General features: G+C 53.2%; 19 protein-coding genes. 14 read left to right on the forward strand and 5 right to left on the reverse strand.

Annotated elements, in window-relative coordinates; all coding sequences use genetic code 11:
* Positions 1-85: 85 nt before the first annotated feature.
* Genes secA through murD form a run of 3 tightly spaced genes read left to right on the forward strand, consistent with a single transcriptional unit; the run spans position 86 to position 5,417 of the window.
* A complete protein-coding gene (gene secA / locus GWK76_01155) occupies positions 86-2,710 on the forward strand; it encodes a preprotein translocase subunit SecA (protein QHU92548.1) in 2,625 nt (874 codons plus the stop codon).
* A gap of 33 nt (positions 2,711-2,743) precedes the next feature.
* A complete protein-coding gene (locus tag GWK76_01160) occupies positions 2,744-4,021 on the forward strand; it encodes a hypothetical protein (protein QHU91937.1) in 1,278 nt (425 codons plus the stop codon).
* Between the two features lie 25 nt (positions 4,022-4,046).
* Positions 4,047-5,417, forward strand: coding sequence for a UDP-N-acetylmuramoyl-L-alanine--D-glutamate ligase (gene murD / locus GWK76_01165; protein QHU91938.1), 1,371 nt, complete (start codon positions 4,047-4,049; stop codon positions 5,415-5,417).
* Here the strand turns inward: murD and hpt are convergent.
* Positions 5,408-5,947 (reverse strand): hypoxanthine phosphoribosyltransferase, encoded by a 540-nt coding sequence (gene hpt / locus GWK76_01170; GenBank protein QHU91939.1) that lies wholly within the window; start codon positions 5,945-5,947, stop codon positions 5,408-5,410. The two genes, murD and hpt, sit on opposite strands and share 10 nt — an antisense overlap.
* A gap of 17 nt (positions 5,948-5,964) precedes the next feature.
* Positions 5,965-6,594 carry a glutamate racemase gene (locus GWK76_01175; protein ID QHU91940.1) on the reverse strand — a complete coding sequence of 210 codons (630 nt, stop codon included), beginning with the start codon at positions 6,592-6,594 and terminating at the stop codon, positions 5,965-5,967.
* A gap of 35 nt (positions 6,595-6,629) precedes the next feature.
* On the opposite strand from GWK76_01175, the gene GWK76_01180 reads away from it, so the two are divergent.
* The gene (locus tag GWK76_01180) at positions 6,630-7,709 is read left to right on the forward strand and encodes a peptide chain release factor 2 (GenBank protein QHU91941.1); all 1,080 of its coding nucleotides are present in this window, start codon (positions 6,630-6,632) and stop codon (positions 7,707-7,709) included.
* Here GWK76_01180 and GWK76_01185 read toward each other — a convergent pair.
* Positions 7,685-8,515, reverse strand: coding sequence for a hypothetical protein (locus GWK76_01185; GenBank protein QHU91942.1), 831 nt, complete (start codon positions 8,513-8,515; stop codon positions 7,685-7,687). The two genes, GWK76_01180 and GWK76_01185, sit on opposite strands and share 25 nt — an antisense overlap.
* Positions 8,516-8,577: 62 nt before the next feature.
* Here GWK76_01185 and ftsE point away from each other — a divergent pair, with 62 nt between their 5' ends.
* The 6 genes from ftsE (at position 8,578) to GWK76_01215 (ending at position 14,183) form a co-directional block, all read left to right on the forward strand.
* Positions 8,578-9,267: a cell division ATP-binding protein FtsE gene (ftsE, locus tag GWK76_01190; GenBank protein QHU91943.1), complete on the forward strand. Its 690-nt coding sequence runs from the start codon at positions 8,578-8,580 to the stop codon at positions 9,265-9,267.
* Positions 9,264-10,265 carry an FtsX-like permease family protein gene (locus GWK76_01195; GenBank protein ID QHU91944.1) on the forward strand — a complete coding sequence of 334 codons (1,002 nt, stop codon included), beginning with the start codon at positions 9,264-9,266 and terminating at the stop codon, positions 10,263-10,265. The genes ftsE and GWK76_01195 overlap by 4 nt, the downstream gene beginning before the upstream one ends.
* A gap of 82 nt (positions 10,266-10,347) precedes the next feature.
* A complete protein-coding gene (locus GWK76_01200; protein QHU91945.1) occupies positions 10,348-11,487 on the forward strand; it encodes a CHAP domain-containing protein in 1,140 nt (379 codons plus the stop codon).
* A gap of 61 nt (positions 11,488-11,548) precedes the next feature.
* Positions 11,549-12,727: a PDZ domain-containing protein gene (locus GWK76_01205; GenBank protein ID QHU91946.1), complete on the forward strand. Its 1,179-nt coding sequence runs from the start codon at positions 11,549-11,551 to the stop codon at positions 12,725-12,727.
* 23 nt (positions 12,728-12,750) lie between these two features.
* Positions 12,751-13,146 (forward strand): response regulator, encoded by a 396-nt coding sequence (locus GWK76_01210; GenBank protein QHU91947.1) that lies wholly within the window; start codon positions 12,751-12,753, stop codon positions 13,144-13,146.
* Positions 13,147-13,187: 41 nt separating this feature from the next.
* On the forward strand, positions 13,188-14,183 hold the full coding sequence (locus tag GWK76_01215; GenBank protein QHU91948.1) for a hypothetical protein: 996 nt from the start codon (positions 13,188-13,190) through the stop codon (positions 14,181-14,183).
* 16 nt (positions 14,184-14,199) lie between these two features.
* Here GWK76_01215 and GWK76_01220 read toward each other — a convergent pair whose 3' ends face one another.
* Positions 14,200-14,472, reverse strand: a complete 273-nt coding sequence (locus GWK76_01220) for a 50S ribosomal protein L27 (GenBank protein ID QHU91949.1) — start codon at positions 14,470-14,472, stop codon at positions 14,200-14,202.
* A 107-nt stretch (positions 14,473-14,579) separates the two neighbouring features.
* Here GWK76_01220 and GWK76_01225 point away from each other — a divergent pair, with 107 nt between their 5' ends.
* Positions 14,580-15,263, forward strand: a complete 684-nt coding sequence (locus GWK76_01225; protein QHU91950.1) for a hypothetical protein — start codon at positions 14,580-14,582, stop codon at positions 15,261-15,263.
* Here GWK76_01225 and GWK76_01230 read toward each other — a convergent pair.
* Positions 15,256-16,563 (reverse strand): methyltransferase domain-containing protein, encoded by a 1,308-nt coding sequence (locus GWK76_01230; GenBank protein QHU91951.1) that lies wholly within the window; start codon positions 16,561-16,563, stop codon positions 15,256-15,258. The genes GWK76_01225 and GWK76_01230 overlap by 8 nt on opposite strands.
* A gap of 40 nt (positions 16,564-16,603) precedes the next feature.
* On the opposite strand from GWK76_01230, the gene GWK76_01235 reads away from it, so the two are divergent.
* Genes GWK76_01235 through GWK76_01245 form a run of 3 tightly spaced genes read left to right on the forward strand, consistent with a single transcriptional unit; the run spans position 16,604 to position 18,960 of the window.
* Positions 16,604-17,692, forward strand: coding sequence for a flippase-like domain-containing protein (locus tag GWK76_01235; GenBank protein QHU91952.1), 1,089 nt, complete (start codon positions 16,604-16,606; stop codon positions 17,690-17,692).
* Positions 17,655-18,764 (forward strand): exodeoxyribonuclease VII large subunit, encoded by a 1,110-nt coding sequence (gene xseA, locus GWK76_01240; GenBank protein ID QHU91953.1) that lies wholly within the window; start codon positions 17,655-17,657, stop codon positions 18,762-18,764. The genes GWK76_01235 and xseA overlap by 38 nt, the downstream gene beginning before the upstream one ends.
* Positions 18,751-18,960: a hypothetical protein gene (locus GWK76_01245; protein ID QHU91954.1), complete on the forward strand. Its 210-nt coding sequence runs from the start codon at positions 18,751-18,753 to the stop codon at positions 18,958-18,960. The genes xseA and GWK76_01245 overlap by 14 nt, the downstream gene beginning before the upstream one ends.
* The last annotated feature ends 18 nt before the right edge of the window (positions 18,961-18,978 follow it).

An 18,978-nucleotide genomic window follows, 5' to 3' on the forward strand; every position in this document is an offset into this window, starting at 1 on the left:
CCCTTTAATTTTCTAGCCCTGCACGGTATAATTATATACAGTTTTTGAAAATGCCTGAAAGTGAGGGAGTTTTGAGTTTATGGCAATGACACAACAAAAGGCGCTGAGTAAGATTTTTGGCGATCCGCAGAAGAAGATTTTAAAGCGGCTGCGTAAGCAAGTTGACGTAATTAACGGTCTGTCCGAAAAATATGAAACAATGTCGGACAAGGAGTTGCGGGCGCAGACGGAGGCGCTGAAAAAGCGTCTGACAAAGAAAAACGTAACGCTGGATACGATTTTGCCGGATGCCTTTGCGGTGGCTCGTGAGGCAGCCAAGCGCGTCATCGGCGAGCGTCCGTACGATGTCCAGCTGATCGGCGGCATGGTTCTTCATGAGGGTAATGTGGCTGAGATGAAGACTGGCGAGGGTAAGACTTTGGTGGCGACGCTGCCGACTTATCTGAATGCACTGGAGGAAAAAGGCGTTCATGTGGTGACCGTCAATGATTATCTGGCGCAGCGCGACGCCGGCTGGATGGGCCAGGTGTATGACTTTTTGGGCTTGACAACTGGCGTGATCATCAACGAAGCGTCGTTTATCTATGACAAAGAGTATGATAATGAGCATCACGACGATCCGCGCATGCGCAAGCTCCGCCCGGTCACTCGTAAGGAAGCCTACGCGGCCGACATTACGTATGGCACCAACAACGAGTTTGGTTTTGACTATCTGCGCGACAACATGGTTAACGACGTTGATTTGCTCAGGCAACGTGAGCTGAACTTTGCTATCGTTGACGAGGTGGACTCCATTCTGATCGACGAAGCGCGTACGCCGCTGATCATCTCGGCGCCAGCAGCGGAAAACCCGGACAACTACTACACCTTCGCCAAAGTTGCCAGTAAATTAGTGCCAGATGACTATGTTTTGGACGAAAAGCGCCGCAGCGTGGCCTTGACCGACGAGGGCGTGGAAAAAGTCCAAAAACTGCTGGGAATAAAAAATTTGTACACGCCAGACCATGTGCGCAGCGTTTACCACATGGATCAGGCATTGCGAGCACAAACATTGTTCAAGCGTGACAAAGATTACGTGGTGACTAATGACGGCGAGGTGATTATCGTCGATGAGCACACCGGTCGTTTGATGCAAGGACGCCGCTACAACGAAGGCCTGCACCAGGCAATTGAGGCCAAAGAAGGCGTACCAGTGCTGGAAGAAAGCATGACGCTGGCCACCGTGTCGTTCCAGAATTATTTTCGTTTGTACAATAAACTGAGCGGCATGACCGGTACGGCATTCACCGAGGCGGAAGAGTTTCAACAAATTTATTCACTGGACGTCATCCAAATTCCGCCGAACAAGCCAGTGATTCGCGACGACAAAGAAGACCTGATTTTCAAGACCGAAAAGGGCAAGCTGAAGGCGGTGGCTGAAGCTATCAAAGATTATCATAAGCAAGGCCGGCCGGTGTTGGTTGGCTCTGGCTCGATTGCCAAGAACGAGCAGATCGCCAAATATCTGGAAAAAGAAGGCATCAAGTTTGAGATTCTAAACGCCAAGAATAATGAGCGTGAGGCGGCTATCATTGAGAAGGCTGGTGAAAAGGGTGCGATTACACTAGCGACAAACATTGCCGGACGCGGTACCGACATTAAATTGGGCAGGGGCGTCAAGGAGTTAGGTGGACTGGTGGTGATTGGTTCTGAACGGCACGAGTCACGCCGCATTGACAATCAGCTGCGCGGTCGCGGCGGTCGTCAGGGCGACCCGGGCGAGACGCAGTTCTATGTGTCAACCGAAGATGATTTGATGCGAATTTTCCAGGGCGAGCGCATCGCGGCGCTGATGGATCGGCTGGGCGTGGATGAAGATACGCCGATTCAAAATCGTGCTGTGTCAAAGACGTTGGAAGCAGCGCAGAAGCGCGTCGAAGGTTACAACTTTGATACGCGCAAAAATGTTGTTCAGTACGACAACGTGATTAATCGTCACCGCCGTGTGGTCTACACGATGCGGCGAAAAATCCTTGAAGGCGACAATATCCAGCCGGAAATTGAGCGGTTGTTGCGCGACAGAGTCAAAGAGTTAGTGACGCTACCAACCAAGAACAACCCGAAGTTTATCGAGGAATTTACGGCAGCCTTTCCAGTCGATGAGGCGGCCGTGCGCAAGGTTGGCCGCGAGAAAAAGGACCGTCTGCGCCTCCAAAAAGCTCTGAAACTAGCACACCAGGCCTACCGGGAAAAAGATGAAGAAATCGGTACTGAAGAGTTGCGCGGTGTGGAGCGCGAGGTGTATATGGCGGTGCTCGACACCCTGTGGATGCAGCACTTAGAGAATATGCAACACCTACGCGAAGGGATTCACTGGCGCAGCGTTGGGCAGCGCGATCCATTGGTAGAATACCGGGCGGAGTCACAAAAATTGTTCACCAGCCTTCAGGAAAATTTGCGTAACGAAGTTCTGAACACAATTTTTCATATTCATAAATCCGACGCGGTAATCCGCCAGTCGCAGGATGATGAGTATGATACCGAGCTAACGCGCCTAGCGGAAAGCGCAGTTGAGCGTGGTGTTAATGAAGTTGGTGCGGGCGAGGAAAATCGCGACGGTGACTTTTCAGTGAAAAAGGGTAAATCTAACGCTGAGTCGAACCGTGCCAAAAACCAAGCACGCAAGAAGAAAAAAGCACAGCGCCAAAACCGCAAAAAGAACCGCAAATAAATCTAAAACCGGTGGGCAGAGAGCGACAGACAGATGAAACATACGGTCAAAGAAATAAAATTGAAAAACGGTGCGAAAGGCCTGTTTATTGACGTGCCGGACGCGACAGTGATGAGCTTTCAGGTGCAGTTTCGGGCGGGCAACCGCTACGTCCGCGACGAGGATATCTACGAGACGGCGCACATCATGGAGCACATGGCATTCGGGGCGAATGAGAAGTTTCGTTCGGAGCACGCGTATGAGCAGGAGTTTACCAAGAATGGCGCCTATCATAATGCGTTCACCTCTGATTATTCAATGGTGTACGAGGCGGCCTGCGCGGATTTTGAATGGGATCGGATTTTGGAATTACAGCGGCTGGCAATTACTACGCCGCGCTTTAATGCTGAAGAATTAGAGGCCGAGAAGGGTAATGTTCGGAGCGAGCTGACCGGCTATCTCAATAACCACAACCGCGTGATGTGGCCGCGGGTGCAGCAAGCACTGGGCGAGGATATTTTGACGTATAATCAGCGACTGAAAACGATTGACGCGATTACCCTAAAAGACATCAAGGAGCACCATCGGCGGACGCATACGCTCAATAATATGCGGTTTGTGGTGGCTGGTAAGTTGATTGGGCGGATGGCGACAATTCGTGAATCGCTGGAGCAGTGGCAGCTAGAGCCGGGCGAGCGGTTTACCATCCCGCACGATAACCTGTCGAGTGCCGCACCGATTTTTATCCGCCGCAAGGAGGCTTCGAATCTAACATTTGGCTGGTCGATGAATCTGCCACGTGAGCTGAGCGATGAGGATTCTGACGCTATGGGCTGCTTGAATCATATTTTGACCGGGACGATGAGCTCGCGGATTTTCGGGGCGGCGCGCAAGAAAGGGCTGGCTTACGGCGTGTTCAGCGACACTTCGGTCGGGTTTTATGATTCGGCGTGGGACTTTGGCGGCCAGGTCAACCTCGAGACAGCAGAGGCACTGTTCGATATCATCGTGCGCGAACTGCGCCGAGTGCTGAACGGGACGATCACCTCGGAGGACATCGAGAATGCCAAGTCGTATGCGCTGGGCCGCTATCAGATGGGGGCACAAACGGTGGCACAGGTCAGCAATTTTTATACCGGGCGTTATTTTGCCGATGATTTCGTCAAGGATTACGAGGGCGTACCGACAGCAATTTTGGCGGTGACCGCTGATCAGATCGTTCGGGTGGCACGAGAGTTTTTTGCAGCAAATACCTGGGTGCTTGCTGGCGTGAGTAGCGGCGATAAAGAACTGCTCGGGCGACTACAGGAGAAGCTTGAGGGGCTGTTTTAGTAGTGCTCAATGCTATAATGAAACCATGAAGATTATTATCGCTGGCTATGGTCTTGAGGGTATATCAAGTTTGAGATATTTTCAGCAGGCTTTTCCTGATGCTGAGTTTGTCATTGCTGATCAGAAAGCGGTTGAGAGTGCGCCGGATGATGTGGCGGTGCGGACTGGCGAGTCAGTGTTCGCCGAGCAGCTGCAGGATGCCGACATGGTGGTGCGAGCACCGGGTGTGCCGCCGCGGCTACTCAAAACGTCGGGTAAAATATGGTCGGCGACCAATGAGTTTTTCGACAAATGTCCAGCGCCAATTATCGGTGTGACAGGGACGAAAGGCAAGGGTACGACCTGTAGTCTGATCGCGGCGATCTTGCGGGCGGCGGGTCAGACGGTGCATTTGGTGGGGAATATTGGTGTGCCGGCACTGGACGCGCTACCGAAGATCACAAAGGACGATTTCGTTGTCTATGAACTATCGAGTTTTCAGCTGTGGGATCTCGAGAAATCGCCAACCATTGCCGTGGTATTGATGATCGAGCCGGACCATTTGGAGGTGCATGCGGGTTTTGCCGAGTACCTTGATGCCAAGAAAAATATTCGTCGTCATCAGAGTGTTGTTGATACGTGTTTATATCATCCAACGAATAAATACTCACGGGAGGTAGCCACCACGCCGCTTGATAGGCCGTTGTATGGGTGTGACTGCGAGACATGTAGTGAATATTGCGGAGGTGATGCGTTAAATTTCGCGCAGCGCTACGCCGTTCCCGATGATGGTCAAGTATATGTCCGAGATGGTTACTTCTGCGTGCAAGATCGGCGGATTTGTCGCACTGATCACTTGCGGCTACCGGGCGCACACAACCTTGAGAACGCCTGTGCGGCGATGAGCGCGGTGACAGAATTGCCGATCACAGTGACCGACGAGCAGTACGCGGCTGGACTAGAGAGTTTTACGGGATTGCCACATCGATTAAAATTCGTTGCTGAGAAAAACAGTGTGAAGTATTACGATGACAGTATCGCTACCACGCCGGGCAGTGCCATCGCGGCGCTGCGGGCGTTTGAGGCGCCGAAAGTGCTGGTCGTCGGCGGGTACGACAAGGGGGCGGATTATGATGAAATGGCTGTGGAGATTACCAGACAAGCGGTGCGGGCGGTGATCATTATCGGGGCAAATGCGGCGAAGATTGAGCAGTCACTGCGTCAAGCATCGGTCACGGCGACGATGGTAGCGCTCGGCCAGACAACGATGGTGGATGTCGTCGCTCAAGCCAATCAATTATCTCGCCCAGGTGATGTTGTCATCCTCAGCCCGGCGGCCGCTAGCTTTGGGATGTTCAAAAATTACGTCGACCGCGGTGAGCAATTTGTGGCGGCGGTGGAGAAGCTTTATCCCTGATACACCTCAGGCTTCAACACTCCGATATACGGTAGGTTTCGGTATTGTTGGCGGAAGTCTAGGCCGTAGCCGACGACGAATTCGTTGGGGACGGACAGGCCGACGTAATCTGCGGCGACGTTGGCGATACGTCGTTCGGGCTTGTCGAGCAGTGAGCAGACTTTGACTGAGGCTGCACCGCGACCAGAGAATAATTCCAGCAATTTTTCCAACGTTCGGCCGGTATCGACGATGTCCTCAACCAGTAGAATATGCCGTTCGGTAACGTCGCTATCAATGTCTTTGAGAATGGTGACCGCGCCGGATGATTCAGTCGCGTCGCCGTAGCTAGAGACGTCAATGAAATCGATTTCCATATAGCAATCCATGGCGCGCACCAGATCGATCATGAACGGCGCCGCACCGCGCAGGACGCCGATGACCAGCGGATTCTTGTCGCGGTATTCGCTGGTCAGCTCTCGGCCCAGCCGCGCCACTGCATTGTTAATTTGCTCAGTAGTCACGAGGATTTTAGCAATGTCTTGATTCATTAGGATAAGTATAACAATTAGCTAGCAAAATCGCTAATCCGCTTGGCGATAATTGCAGTGGGTTCAAGAATGCGGCATTGCGGAAAAAGGCGTTGTAACCGCCTCTTAATTGCCAGATAATGCGTGCAGCCTAGAGCAATAACATCGCTGCCGTCCGCAACACTGGCCGATACTTCATCAAGCACAATATCGTCGGCCAAACCTTGATCAATCATCTGCGCCCACGCACGGGTGTCTGGCGTATCGATGCGAACGCCAGCAGCATATTCACTGATAAGCGCGCGCAGACGCTGGCTGTGTTTGGTGGCGTTTGTCGCCAGCAGGGTAATACGATGCGATTTGGTCAAAGCGGCGGCCGATTTGATCATCGGTTCAAAGCCGATAAAGCATACATCTGGGTAACGTTGCCGCAGCGAGCTAATCGCGTTAGTCGTGGCGGTATTGCATGCTATAACAATAATGTCGCATGATAGTATCGGCTGGATAGCGGTATCAGTCAGTGTGATAATTTCTTCTGACGAGCGATTACCGTACGGTGCATGCTTTCTATCAATGACTGTAGTATATGTATGCTGCGGCAGCAATTTTTCCAGTCTTTTCGCTACTAATTTGCCGCCAGTTCCCGTATCGAATATGCCGATCTTCATACAAAAAGTATAGCAAAATTGTTACAATGGTATCTATGCAGCCACTCAAAAAACACATCCAAACCCTGCAGTCAGAAGTAGAACAGGCCAAGGCGACGCTGGATTTTGCGGCATTGGAGCAGGAGCTGGCGGCGCTGGATGAGCGGCTTAATCAGCCGGAGATTTGGCATAATCCGGACGAGGCGCAGGTGCTGGCCAAAAAGGCGGCTAGCCTGCGCCAGACAGTTGAGCCGTGGCAGACGCTCGGGGTGCAGCTGGCGGATATCGCTGAGTTGATGGAGCTGGGTGACGATGATCTGCTGCCGGAGTTTGAAGCGCAAATATCAGCATTGGAGCAGGAATTTGCTCGGCGCAAGACTGATTTGCTGTTCAGCGGCCCGTATGACAACCGCGAGGCGGTGGTGCGGATTTCGGCTGGCGTAGGCGGGCTGGATGCTCAGGATTTCGCGGCCATGCTGGAGCGGATGTATCTGCGCTGGGCGGAGAAGTCGGGGATGAAAGTCGACACACTGGAGCGCTCGACCAATGATGATGCGGGAATAAAGACAGCGGTGTTGGAGATTTCTGGGCCGTTTGCCTATGGAAAATTACGCTCAGAGAACGGCGTGCATCGGCTGGTGCGCCTCAGTCCGTTTAATGCTGATAATTTGCGCCAGACTAGCTTTGCACTGGTGGAAGTGCTGCCAAAAATTGATACGCCGGATGAAATTGCAATTGACCCGAGTGATCTGAGGATTGATGTGTATCGCTCGGGCGGCAAGGGCGGCCAGGGCGTAAATACCACTGATTCGGCGGTGCGGGTGACACATGTACCGACGGGCATTACGGTGGCGATCCAGAATGAGCGCTCGCAGATTCAGAATAAAGAAACGGCGCTGAAGATTTTGCGCTCCAAGTTGCTGGCGATGAAGCTGGAGCAGCATGCTGAAACCCTGTCTGACCTCAGGGCTGGTGAGTCAGCTAACTGGGGCAGTCAGATCAGAAATTACGTCCTGCATCCGTACACGCTGGTCAAAGACACCCGCACCAAGCACGAGAACCGCAACGCCCAGGGCGTGCTGGACGGGGATGTTGATGAGTTTATGACGGCTTATTTGCGTGAATCGCGTGGCTGACGGAAGACAGCAATGGTGATCATCACGGCAAAGGCGATAAGGCTGATGACCATGACGGACAGGAAATGTACGCCAAATGGCCAAGCAGTTTGCCTGACAAGAACGTCGATCGGATATTTTCGGTTGGTGTCATCGCCGATGATGTAATAGAGCCACGCGCATGTACCCACCAGAAAGCACACCATGGCGAGGCCGTACCATACCAATGCTGACGTGTGGCGTGCGAGCCACTTGTTACTATCGGTAATTGCCTTGTTCTGCCAGCGGTTGGTGCCGATAAGCGTATAAAGCGGCAAGGCGAGACAGCCAGTAGCCAGGAGTAGCCCAGTTGCAGTGTACATGATATATACGAAAATACTGCTGTGTTGTGCTATGTCTTGTAGTAGCGTGACGTGGGGTGTGAGGAATAGGCATATGAGCGTGGCGCCAAGTGACATGACCATAAGTAGCGCCAATAGTCGCAAGCCAATCTCCAGTATCCTATAGGTGTGCCGTACGGGTTGCGCTGACTCATCAGGCGATTGCCCCACGAGCTGTCGTAGCCCCCGTCCAAGACAATATATACCCCAGACAATGCTGATAAACAGGAGTAGACCGCCAGTTAGGAAGAGTGGCCAGCGTAGAGCGTTAGCAGTTTGTCCAGGCGCCTCGCAACATGACCATGTATCTTGCGGTCGCGCCGCGTCAAACGTATCTGGCAGGAATGGCACGCTGATATTACTGATAATTATTAATCCGACCCCGATGATACTGAGGGCGATAAACATGATACTGAGGCGATTGAGTAATGTAGCTGAGGTTTTCATATACCTAGTGTAGCATGGTTCGTCGCGCTAATTCGCACCATCCTAAAAAATCTGCTATACTAGTGGAAATGATTTTGTTAGATAGGGTTACCAAAACATATGGCAAGGACAACAAGCCGGCCTTGAACCGGGTGAGTGTTCATGTCAAGCCGGGCGAGTTCGTGATTTTGGTCGGGACATCGGGAGCGGGGAAGTCGACGCTACTCAAGCTGCTGACCCGCGAGGAAAAGCCGACTGGTGGTAAGATTGTCGTCGGTGGGATTGACTACGATACGCTCAAGGACAAGCACATCCCGTTGCTGCGCCGAAAAATTGGCGTGGTGTTTCAGGATTTCAAGCTTTTGCCAAATCGAACGGTGTTTGAAAATGTGGCTTTTGCACTGGAGATTGCTGGCATGACCAACCGCGAGATTAAATCAACGGTGCCAAAGGTGATCGAGCTGGTGGGGCTGAAAGGTAAGGAAAAGAATTTCCCAAACCAACTGTCTGGCGGTGAGCGCCAACGGGTGGCGATTGCCCGGGCAGTGGTTCGGCAGCCAAAGATCTTGATCGCTGACGAGCCGACTGGTAACCTTGACCCAAAGCATAGCTGGGATATTGTGCGCTTGCTGGAAAAAATTAACAAATACGGCACCACGGTGCTGCTGACCACGCACAATGTCGATATTGTCAATAAGCTCAAACGCCGGGTGATCACCATTGATCACGGTAAAATCACCTCTGATCAAGCCAAGGGGAGTTACAAACAATGACCGATATCTCACGTAAAGCCGCCGCCAAGGCGCGCGTCGATCCTAAAGTTCTCAAGCGCACGCGGCAGCGTCGCCGTCGGGTGCTGACGTTCTGGCGAATGTGCCGGTATGGTATCAATAATTTTAGCCGTAATACCTGGCTGACGATCGCAGCGACTGCGGTGATGGCGGTGACGCTGCTCATTATTGCCGTTACTATGGCTGCTCGCCAGGTGCTGGTTGACTCGGTCGATACAATTTCGCGCAAGTCCGATATGTCGATTTTCCTCAAAGGTTCAACCGAGCAAAAGGTGATCGACGAGCTGACATCGCGCCTGAGCAAGCTCCAGAATGTCGAAAAGGTGACGTATATCTCGGCAGAGCAGGCGCGTCAGGAGCAAATCGAGAAGTATAAGAATGATCCAGCAACTCTCGAGGCGATCAAGGAATCAAGTAACGAAATGCCAGCATCGCTTCGGGCTTCGCTCAAGGATTTAAACGATCAGCGGGCACTGATTGAGTTTACGAAGCATGACGAGCTGTATAAGAAGCACAAAGATCCGACCAAAGAACCGTCGTTCATCGGTGATCGGCGTGAGGCGATCAACGCCATCGGTGACTGGGTGCGGTTTGCCAGTATTGCCGGCTCGATCGCTACGGTGGTGTTTGTGGTTATTTCGTCGCTGGTGGTGTTTAACACTATCAGGATGGCAATTTTTAACCGTAAAGACGAGATCCAGATGATGAAACTGATCGGCGCTGATCGTGGGTTTATTCGCGGGCCATTTATCGTCGAGGCAGTTATGTATGGATTTATCGCGGCGCTGGTGGCCTCAGGAGTCGGCTATTTGTTGTTGTTCTCGGCGCATGACAAGCTGGCGGTGCGGCTGCCGATGGATAATTTGATGAATATTGGCACCACGTATGCCGGACTGGTGGTGTTGGCGATGATCATGATCGGTGCGGTGATCGGTATCGTCTCGTCATTGATTGCGACGCGCAAATACTTAAAATTATAAGTTATTTTGTCGCTGACCCCTGAATATTTACTGAGCCAAGGCGCTTGACGTCCATATGTCGCTTGTGCTAAAATAAAAAGCAATGAAGATACGGTCCACCACACCAGTTTCGACATCACGAGCCACACGGGCAGCTCTCGTGGCGGTTAGTGCTGTTGTTTTGGGCGCTGGCGTGTTCCAGCTCGGCCCACACGTATTCGCGCGTGACTATGAAGCGGAAATTAACGCTCTCAACCAACAGGCGCAACAGGCGCAGAACGAGGCCAATCGTCTCGGGACGATGGCAGCGACGCTGGAGGAAGAGCTGGGGCGCATTAACGCGCAGATTGATTCGATTCGGGCGGAAATTGCCAAGAGCCAGCAAAAGCACGACACGCTGGTTGCCGAAATTGCTAAGAACAAGCTAGCGATTGAAAAAAATCGTAAAGTCATGGGTAAAATCTTGTCGGATATTTACCTCGATGATCAGATTTCACCGCTCGAGATGCTGGCGAGCTCCAAATCAATCGGCGATTATGTCGATAAGCAGGAGCAGCGTAGTAGTTTGCGATCATCGCTGAACGATAAGATCAAGGAAATTAAGGCGCTGCAGGCGAAGTTAGAAGAGAATAAAAAGTCAGTTGAGAATGTGCTCAAAGACCAGAAAGCTCAGCAGTCGCAACTAGCGTCCAAGCAAGCAGAGCAGGCTAAGCTGGTTAATGACACCAAGAATGACCAAAATGCCTACGCGGCCCTGGCGACGCAGCGGAATAACCAAGCAGCGAAACTGCGCGAAGAGCAGCTTAGAGAAAACAAGAGGCGATTTATCATTGGGGCTGGATCTGCGGGGACTGGCGGATATCCAAGTGCTTGGGCGAATGCACCGCTAGATGCTTACGTCGATCCATGGGGCCTATATACGCGTGAGTGCGTGAGCTATGTGGCGTGGAAGATCCACAGTACCGGTCGGTTTGTGCCACACTTTGGTGGGGCTGGTAACGCTAATCAGTGGCCATCAACAGCGGCGCGATACGGCATCCAGAGCGGTTCGACGCCAAAGGCTGGTGCGGCTGCAGTATCAATGGCGGGTCAATATGGTCATGTTATGTATGTCGAGTCGGTTAATGGTGATGGCACAATTACGGTAAGTGACTATAATAGAGGATGGGATGGTTTGTATCGTGGACCTGATGCCCCTGGATCTAGAATGTCGGCCTCTGGGCTTATATATATATATTTCTAGTTATATGTGACAAACGAATAAAGCCCTCGCATCAGCGGGGGTTTTTGTGTACAATAGATATATGACAGAGCAACGGAGGGTAGGAACGCGGGCTCGCTTGTTTTTGGGCGGGCTGCTGATCGCGATTGTGAGTTTTGCGGCCGGGACGCGGTCGGATCTGATCGTGGCGCAGGTCGGGTCGCTGTTTGGTCTCAGAACAGCAACGGGGTCGCTGGATTTATCAGCGGTGCAGCGCGTGTACCGTGAGCTAAAGGCTCATTATGACGGTAATTTGGATGAGCAAGCACTTACGCGTGGGGCGGCGCGCGGTATGGTGGCAGCGACGGGCGATCCGCACACGGCGTACATGGATCCGGATGAAGCCAAGGAGTTTGAGAAGAACTTGTCGGGCAATATTGGTGGCGGTATCGGGGCGGAAATTGCCAAGCGGCATAACGTGCCGACGATCATCCGGCCGCTAAAGAATAGCCCAGCCGAAAAGGCGGGCGTCAAAGCTGGTGATGCCATCGTCAAGGTCAATGACACGGTGGTGACTAATATGCCGGTTGATCAAGTGGTGCAGCGTATTCGTGGCGACGTTGGCACGACGGTCAAGTTGGTGCTGTCGCGTGGCGGCGAGCGTAAAGATATAACGGTGACACGCGAGGAGGTCGTCGCGCCGGCTGCCGAGTGGAAGGTTGATGGTGAGATTGGTATTTTGACGGTCAGTCGCTTTAATGATGACACCGGCAAGCAAGCGCGCCAAGCCGCCGAGGAGTTTCGCTCGGCAGGTGTTAGGAAAGTCATCCTCGACCTTCGAGGAAATCCTGGCGGTACGGTGGCGGCCGCACAGGCGTTAGCGGGGTTGTGGCTCAATCATGAGGTGGTAATGACCCAACGGCGCGGTGAGCAGGTTATCTCGACGGAGAAATCGACCGGCCAGCCGCTTCTCGGTGATATCAAGACGGTTGTGTTGATTAACGGTGGTAGTGCCAGCGCCAGCGAGATCGTGGCGGGGGCGCTCAAGGATCACGGCAAGGCGACGCTGGTTGGCGAAAAAACTTATGGCAAGGGCAGTGTGCAGCGGCCGATTGATCTCGCGGATGGCTCGGTTCTAAAAGTGACCGAGGCGCGCTGGTATACGCCGCATGGCAAGAATATTGACAAGTCGGGTATCGAGCCAGATATTAAGGTCGAGATGACGGCTGGGGCGGCAGATAATGGACGCGATCCACAATTGGAAAAAGCAAAGAGTGTATAGGCTCAAAAGGGGAGGGTAACGATATGCAACACAGGAAAAAAATACTATTGGTTGAAGACGATACAGCACTGGCGGCAGTCTATCGGTCGCGGCTGGAGCTGGAGGGCTTTGAGATTCGTGAGGTGCATAATGGTGAGGACGCGCTGTCGGCAACGGTGGCGTTTCGGCCGGATCTGATCGTACTGGATGCTATGATGCCGAAAATTAGCGGCTTTGACGTGCTCGATATCCTGCGCAATACGCCAGAAACGACCAACGTGCGGGTGATCATGCTGACGGCGCTCAGCCAGCAGAAAGACCGAGAGCGGGCAGAGGCGCTGGGCGTGGATGAATACCTCGTCAAGTCACAGGTGGTGATCGGCGATGTGGTAGCGCGAGTGAAGCATCATTTGGGCATGTCGCAGTCGTTTGAAAACTAGGTTGGGCCATCCCCGCGTAGGTAGTTTGCTATAATAAGGGCGTGGAATGGTTGCCAAAAATTACCGAAGATACGCTGACAGTACTACGCCGGCCGGTCTCGTTGGCAGAAGCGAGGGAGTATCGGCGGCGTATGGGACTTTCTCGTTGGTCGCTGGGGTTTGATACGTCGCTAGCCGACATGGCGGTGCTGGCGGTCGTGTGGGTTATCTTTTGTATCGGACTTGCTGTTTTGATGTCACTTGTGCCGCACTGGCTCGTTTTGGTGGTGATGATTGGTATATTGGCCACCACGTCAATGATTGTCTTTTTCCGCGCCTCAAGGCGGGCGATACGTCGGCATATACGAATGGCTGACTTTGCGTCTTGTTGTGGATTGGAATATGATCCAGTCGGTAAAGCTGACACAATCGGCCTTGGTCTATTGTTTGATGTCGGCTATTCGCGGCATTATCGCGGCGTGTTGTCGTATGGACGCGACGGACAGCGACTACTGGAAGTCGGTCGTTACGAATATACGGTTGGTAGCGGTAAACAGCGGCGGACGTATACCTGGTACTACGCTGGGATGCGCCTACCTCGCAGGGTGCCGCACTTGGTGCTGGACTCGAAATCCAATGACGGAATCGTGATGGGCAAGGCGCTGATCAGTAATTTGCCGGTGGTGATTTCGAACAGTCAGCGCATCAGTCTGGAGGGCGATTTTGATACGTATTTCACACTATACGCGCCAAAGCAGTATGATGTTGATGTGCGCTACGTACTGACGCCGGATGTTATGGCGGCGCTGGTTGACAAGTCATCTTGTTTCGATGTCGAGCTGGTAGATGATATGGCGTTTTTCTATGCCCTGCAGGGCGAGACACCTGATAATCAAGTGCTCGGTGACATATTTACGGCGTTGGCAGTCGTGGGTCGTGAGCTACATGACCAGATTGATGGGTACGCTGACGACCGTGTCGAAGGTGCGCGTTACAGTAATAAAATTGCAGAGCAAGGCAAGCGGCTGAAAAAACGAACGCGACCAGCGGCGCTGTGAACAAGATGATACTTGACTAGCCGACGCAAACCTGAGTTCGCCGCTCAGTTTTGCCGGTGAATTTGGTTTTCTTGACCTGTTTGAAGGTGACGACGCCAGACTTAGCGGCGTGGATAGTGTAGTTGCGGCTCATGTACGCGCCCTCGCCAGCGATTTTTGTGGCGCCTGTTTGGCGGACGAGTACCTCGCCAGCGTTGACTTTTTGGCCGCCGAAGCGCTTGACGCCGAGGCGTTGGCCAGGGTTGTTGTGGATGTTCTTACTTGAGCCACCAGCTTTGACTTTTGACATTGAAACTCCTTAAATTTTCTAAACCTAATCTGTACCAGTATAAGTGACGGCTGATAAAAAGTCAAGGGGCTTTACTTGATTAGCCAAGTGTTATATAACTAGGGGCTATGAACGAGCAGAATATGACGACAATGGAAGCTATTTTCAACAGACGAGTGGATAGAAGAACGGTACTACTGGGTGGCTTGGGCACCGTTGGTGCAGTGGCATTCGGTGGTGCTGTGCACGAATCTCGAGAAATGCCTCGTGACGGAGAAGCGCTGCAGGCACTACACGCGGTACAGACGGCGGCGGCAGAGGTTGCTGAGCGCGGTGTCAATGGTCAGACGACAACGGAAAAGATGATTGCAGCGACACTGCAGCACGAGAGTGGTGCAACGGCAAAGGTTGAGGTGGCGCTTTCCGAGCCGCTTGAGCAATATATCTCAGACGAGGGGTCATATGCGTCAGCCGGGGCGAATATGGTGGATGGACTATTGAGCCAGATTGGGCAAGATATGTTTGCTGATACCGATCAACAAATGACGACGGAAATAACCAAGCAGGCGCGGCCGACCTTGGCATTTTTGATCATGGTGTTGAATCAGCGGCGGATCGGTCTGAGCGCTAAGGATTTACTAGCGATGTGTCAACAGTATCATCAGGAGGCGATCGCTCCTTCTGCGGCCAAGCAAATGGCAGAGGCGCGTCAAGCGCAGCTTGATCTTTTGGAAAAGGAATTGGTAGGTCGCTTGGGGCAGCTCGCAGACTATGATCCGGCGCTACAACTTAATCGTCCGGTGCTTAGGTAGTCTGCAGGATCAGTAGCTCGCGGGCGACGACCTGGTCAGGGCGGCGGTATATGAGCGGTGTACGACGGTTGAGATGGTGATAATCGAGCTGTTGGAGGTGCTTTATCAGCGGCACATGAGTGGCCTGGCCGGACGCGTCGTACCACGCTGGCACGGCGATACACAGCGGCGTGTTCGGCGCCAGTTGCGGGCGAATGTTGGTGAGAAAGCTGGTGATAATGTGGTTGCAGTTGCCAACAACTGCTGCTAGTTTTTGGGGTGTGGGCGGCGCTGAGAAGGGCTGGCCGAGGTAAGTTTCGCAGACAATAGCGGCTAGGCTCTCGCTGTTTGGCCAGCGGTGCGTGGTGGCGTCGGCTTGATGAATGTCGATGACGTTGCCGGGCGTGGTGAAAGTTGATTGTAGCCACGATAGATTCTCTGTCGTGTAGTCAACCATTTTTTGACTGAGGTCGGTGCCGACGACATCATAGCCAGCGAGTAGGGCTTCTTGCAGGACGGTGCCGGTGCCGCAGAAGGGGTCGAGGATTGTCACAACAGGTCGGCCTCCAGCCATCTCCTCCAAGTCGAATGCATCCGGCAACGCCGTCCGCAGAACCATCGACTTGTCAGAGAGGCTAGAAGCCGACCCCGTCGCAGAATTACTACACGATTTTTGATGAGCTAGCGACCCAGCACCCAGCGCTAAATTCAGCATAATCTGCGCTAATTTGGGCGGTAGCATACCAACGAACGCGTCGCGCTTGGGACGGTGGCGGTCACGGCGGGTGTAGGCGGTGATGTTTTGGACGCCGCAGCTCTCGGCGATGATGAGGCGGTGGTCGGTTGTTTTGACGAGTAGCAGCTCGACTTTATGTGATGATTCGCCAAGCTTGTTATTGTGCGCAGTAGCGGTAGAGAGAGCCGGCTGGTCGTTTGGGATGAGACGGAGGCTGGTGCCAGATTTTTTGAGGGATGATTTGAGGATGAGGCCAGTTTTTTGGACGTCGCGGGTGCCAACAGCCAGGTTATAGGCGCTGAGGCCGAGGGTGATTTTGTGCGGCGAGTGAGCCCACTTGGCGTGATAATGCTGGGTGATGAAGCGTGAAGCGGCGAGGAGCGAGGCCTTGTCGGTGCGGCTGGCTGGGAGCTCGGTGATCACTTTGGCGCATTTGATGGTGCCGCCCAATGTAGTAATGTCAAATTGAGATGTTTGAACTTTGGCAAATTGCTGGCTGATACGGTTGACGCAGTCCGCGCCAAAGACCGCCGCAAGTTCGGCGAGCGAGATCTCTGGCTGGCGGCCAAGCAGGGCGATATACATGGTTTGATTATAGCAAAAACCGCGTGATATAATTGACGATATGGTATCAAAAGGGATACGGCAACTTTTGGAGGCATTAAAGTCACCGCGGACGATCATGAGTATCGTGACGCTGGCGGTGCTGGTGTTGATTATTTTTCTGTCGCGCGCCGAGCTAGCGCGGGCATGGGAATTATTTGGCCGAGCAAATATCTGGCTATTGATGCTACTGGTGCCGTTTCAGATTATCGTGTATTTCGCGGGCGGCGAGATGATTTTTGCCTATCTTCGCGACAAAAAACTGATCGGGCATATCTCGCGGTTTGAGCAGACGCGGATTGCGCTGGAGCTAAATCTGGTCAATCACATTTTCCCGTCAGGTGGCGTCAGCGGTATATCCTACACAACGTGGCGGATGCACAAGCTCGGCGTCAGCTCGGCACGCTCGACCTTTGCTCAGGTGATCCGCTACGTGACGGGCTTTTTGTCGCTGATGGTGCTGCTGATATTGGCGGTGCTGATCTTGTCAATTGATGGGCAGGTCAATCGCTACATCGTGACGTCAAGTTTCCTCCTCGTGCTGGTGGTGCTGGCGCTGACATTTGGGCTGATTTTTATGTTCTCGTCACGAAAGCGTATGCACAACACGGCGGTGCGGGTGTCGCGAGTCGTGAATGCAGTGGTGCGTTGGGCGACGCTGGGCAAGATCAAGCGGTTGCTGGTTTCGACGAAAATTGAGGCATTTTTTGCTGAGATGCATGATGATTTCGTGGAACTGTCAGAACATCGGCGCCTACTCATCAAGCCGCTGGTCTGGGGCGCAATTTATGCCATTTTCGATGTGTTGATGTTCATCGTGGCCTTTTGGGCGCTGGGTGTGTCGGTCAATCCGGCGGTGCTGATCATCGGCTACGGCGTGGCGGGGCTGGCGAGCCTGGTGGCCTTTACGCCGGGTGGTGCGGGCGTGTACGAAGCAATTATGATCGTTTTCTTGAGTATGACCGGTGTGGCGCCGGACGTTGCCATCGCTGGGATTGTGCTGACGCGGGTGATCTTGCTCGCGGGAACGATTATCTTTGGGTATATGTTCTACCAGCACGCGCTGATCAAATATGGGCAGCCAGATGATGACGATGGCGCCGCGGTTTAGCGTTAGCGATTTTGTAGCGGTCGTCAATCAGGTGCTGGAGACGGCTGTCCCAGTCGTCGAGGTTGAAGGCGAGATCGCTGAGTTCACCATGCGTCAGCAGAAGTTTGTCTTTTTTACGCTCAGGGACCATGAGAGTGCGGTCAATTGTTTCATGATGGCCTGGCAGCTCAGGACGCCGATCGAGGAAGGGATGCGCGTGGTGGTGCGAGCCTCGGCCAAGCTAACTGCCAAGGGTAAGTTTAGCCTGACAGTACAAGAAGTTAAGCCGCTGGGTGCGGGGCACCTCAAACGTAGCGCCGAGCTACTCAGGGCGAAACTGGCGGCCGAAGGGTTGTTTGATGCGGAACGGAAGCGCCCCTTACCGCCATATCCTGCTCGTGTGGCGGTCATTTCTAGCACGCAAGCGGCGGGCTACGCGGATTTTATGAAAATTGCTGGTGAGCGCTGGGGTGGGGTGCAGTTTATCGTTGCTAACGTCAAGGTTCAGGGCGACGGCGCGGCTGATCAGGCGGTGCGGGCGATCGCCCACTGCAACCAGCTGGCGGAGCCGCCAGAGGTGATTGTGCTGATTCGTGGCGGCGGTAGCGCGGAGGACTTGGCGAGTTTTAGTGACGAATGCTTAGTGCGAGCGGTGGCTGGTAGCCGCGTGCCGGTACTGACTGGTATTGGGCATGAGGTTGACGAGAGTTTGTGCGATCTGGCGGCCGATGTGCGGGCGGCCACGCCGAGTAATGCTGCGCAGCTATTATTTCCGGATAAACACGAGGTGAGGCGGCAGTTAGCGCTGCGGCTGGGTGGCGTGACGGAAGTGATTCGGCAGCAGATTCAGGAGCGGCGCCTTCACGTAACAATGTTGCAACAAGCGGCGCTCGAACAGTGGTCGCACCGCGTCGAGATCGCTATAAATAGGGCATTGTCGCAACAACGAATGATCGCTGAGTACGATCCAGAGATGGTGCTGCGGCGTGGGTATGCGATGATCAGCGGCGATCGTCAAATTGGTAGTATTGTAAAGATTACAACAAAAGATATGATTATGAAAGCGAGGATTGAGAGTAGTGAAAAACGATAAAACAAATGAAAAAACGATTGAGCAGATGATGGCGGAGTTGAACGAGAGAATTGCGTGGTTTCAGGGCGATGATTTTAATCTGGACGAGGCCAAGCAGCGGTTTGTTGAGGCGCGGCAGCTGGCGAAGGACATCACGGCGGCGCTGGACGGCATGCAGCACGACATTACAGTGATTAGCGAGGATTTTAGCGCGTGATATGGCCCGTGTGGCTTG

It is taken from the genome of Candidatus Saccharibacteria bacterium oral taxon 488, from assembly GCA_010202465.1.
Lineage (GTDB): Bacteria > Patescibacteriota > Saccharimonadia > Saccharimonadales > Saccharimonadaceae > Nanosynbacter.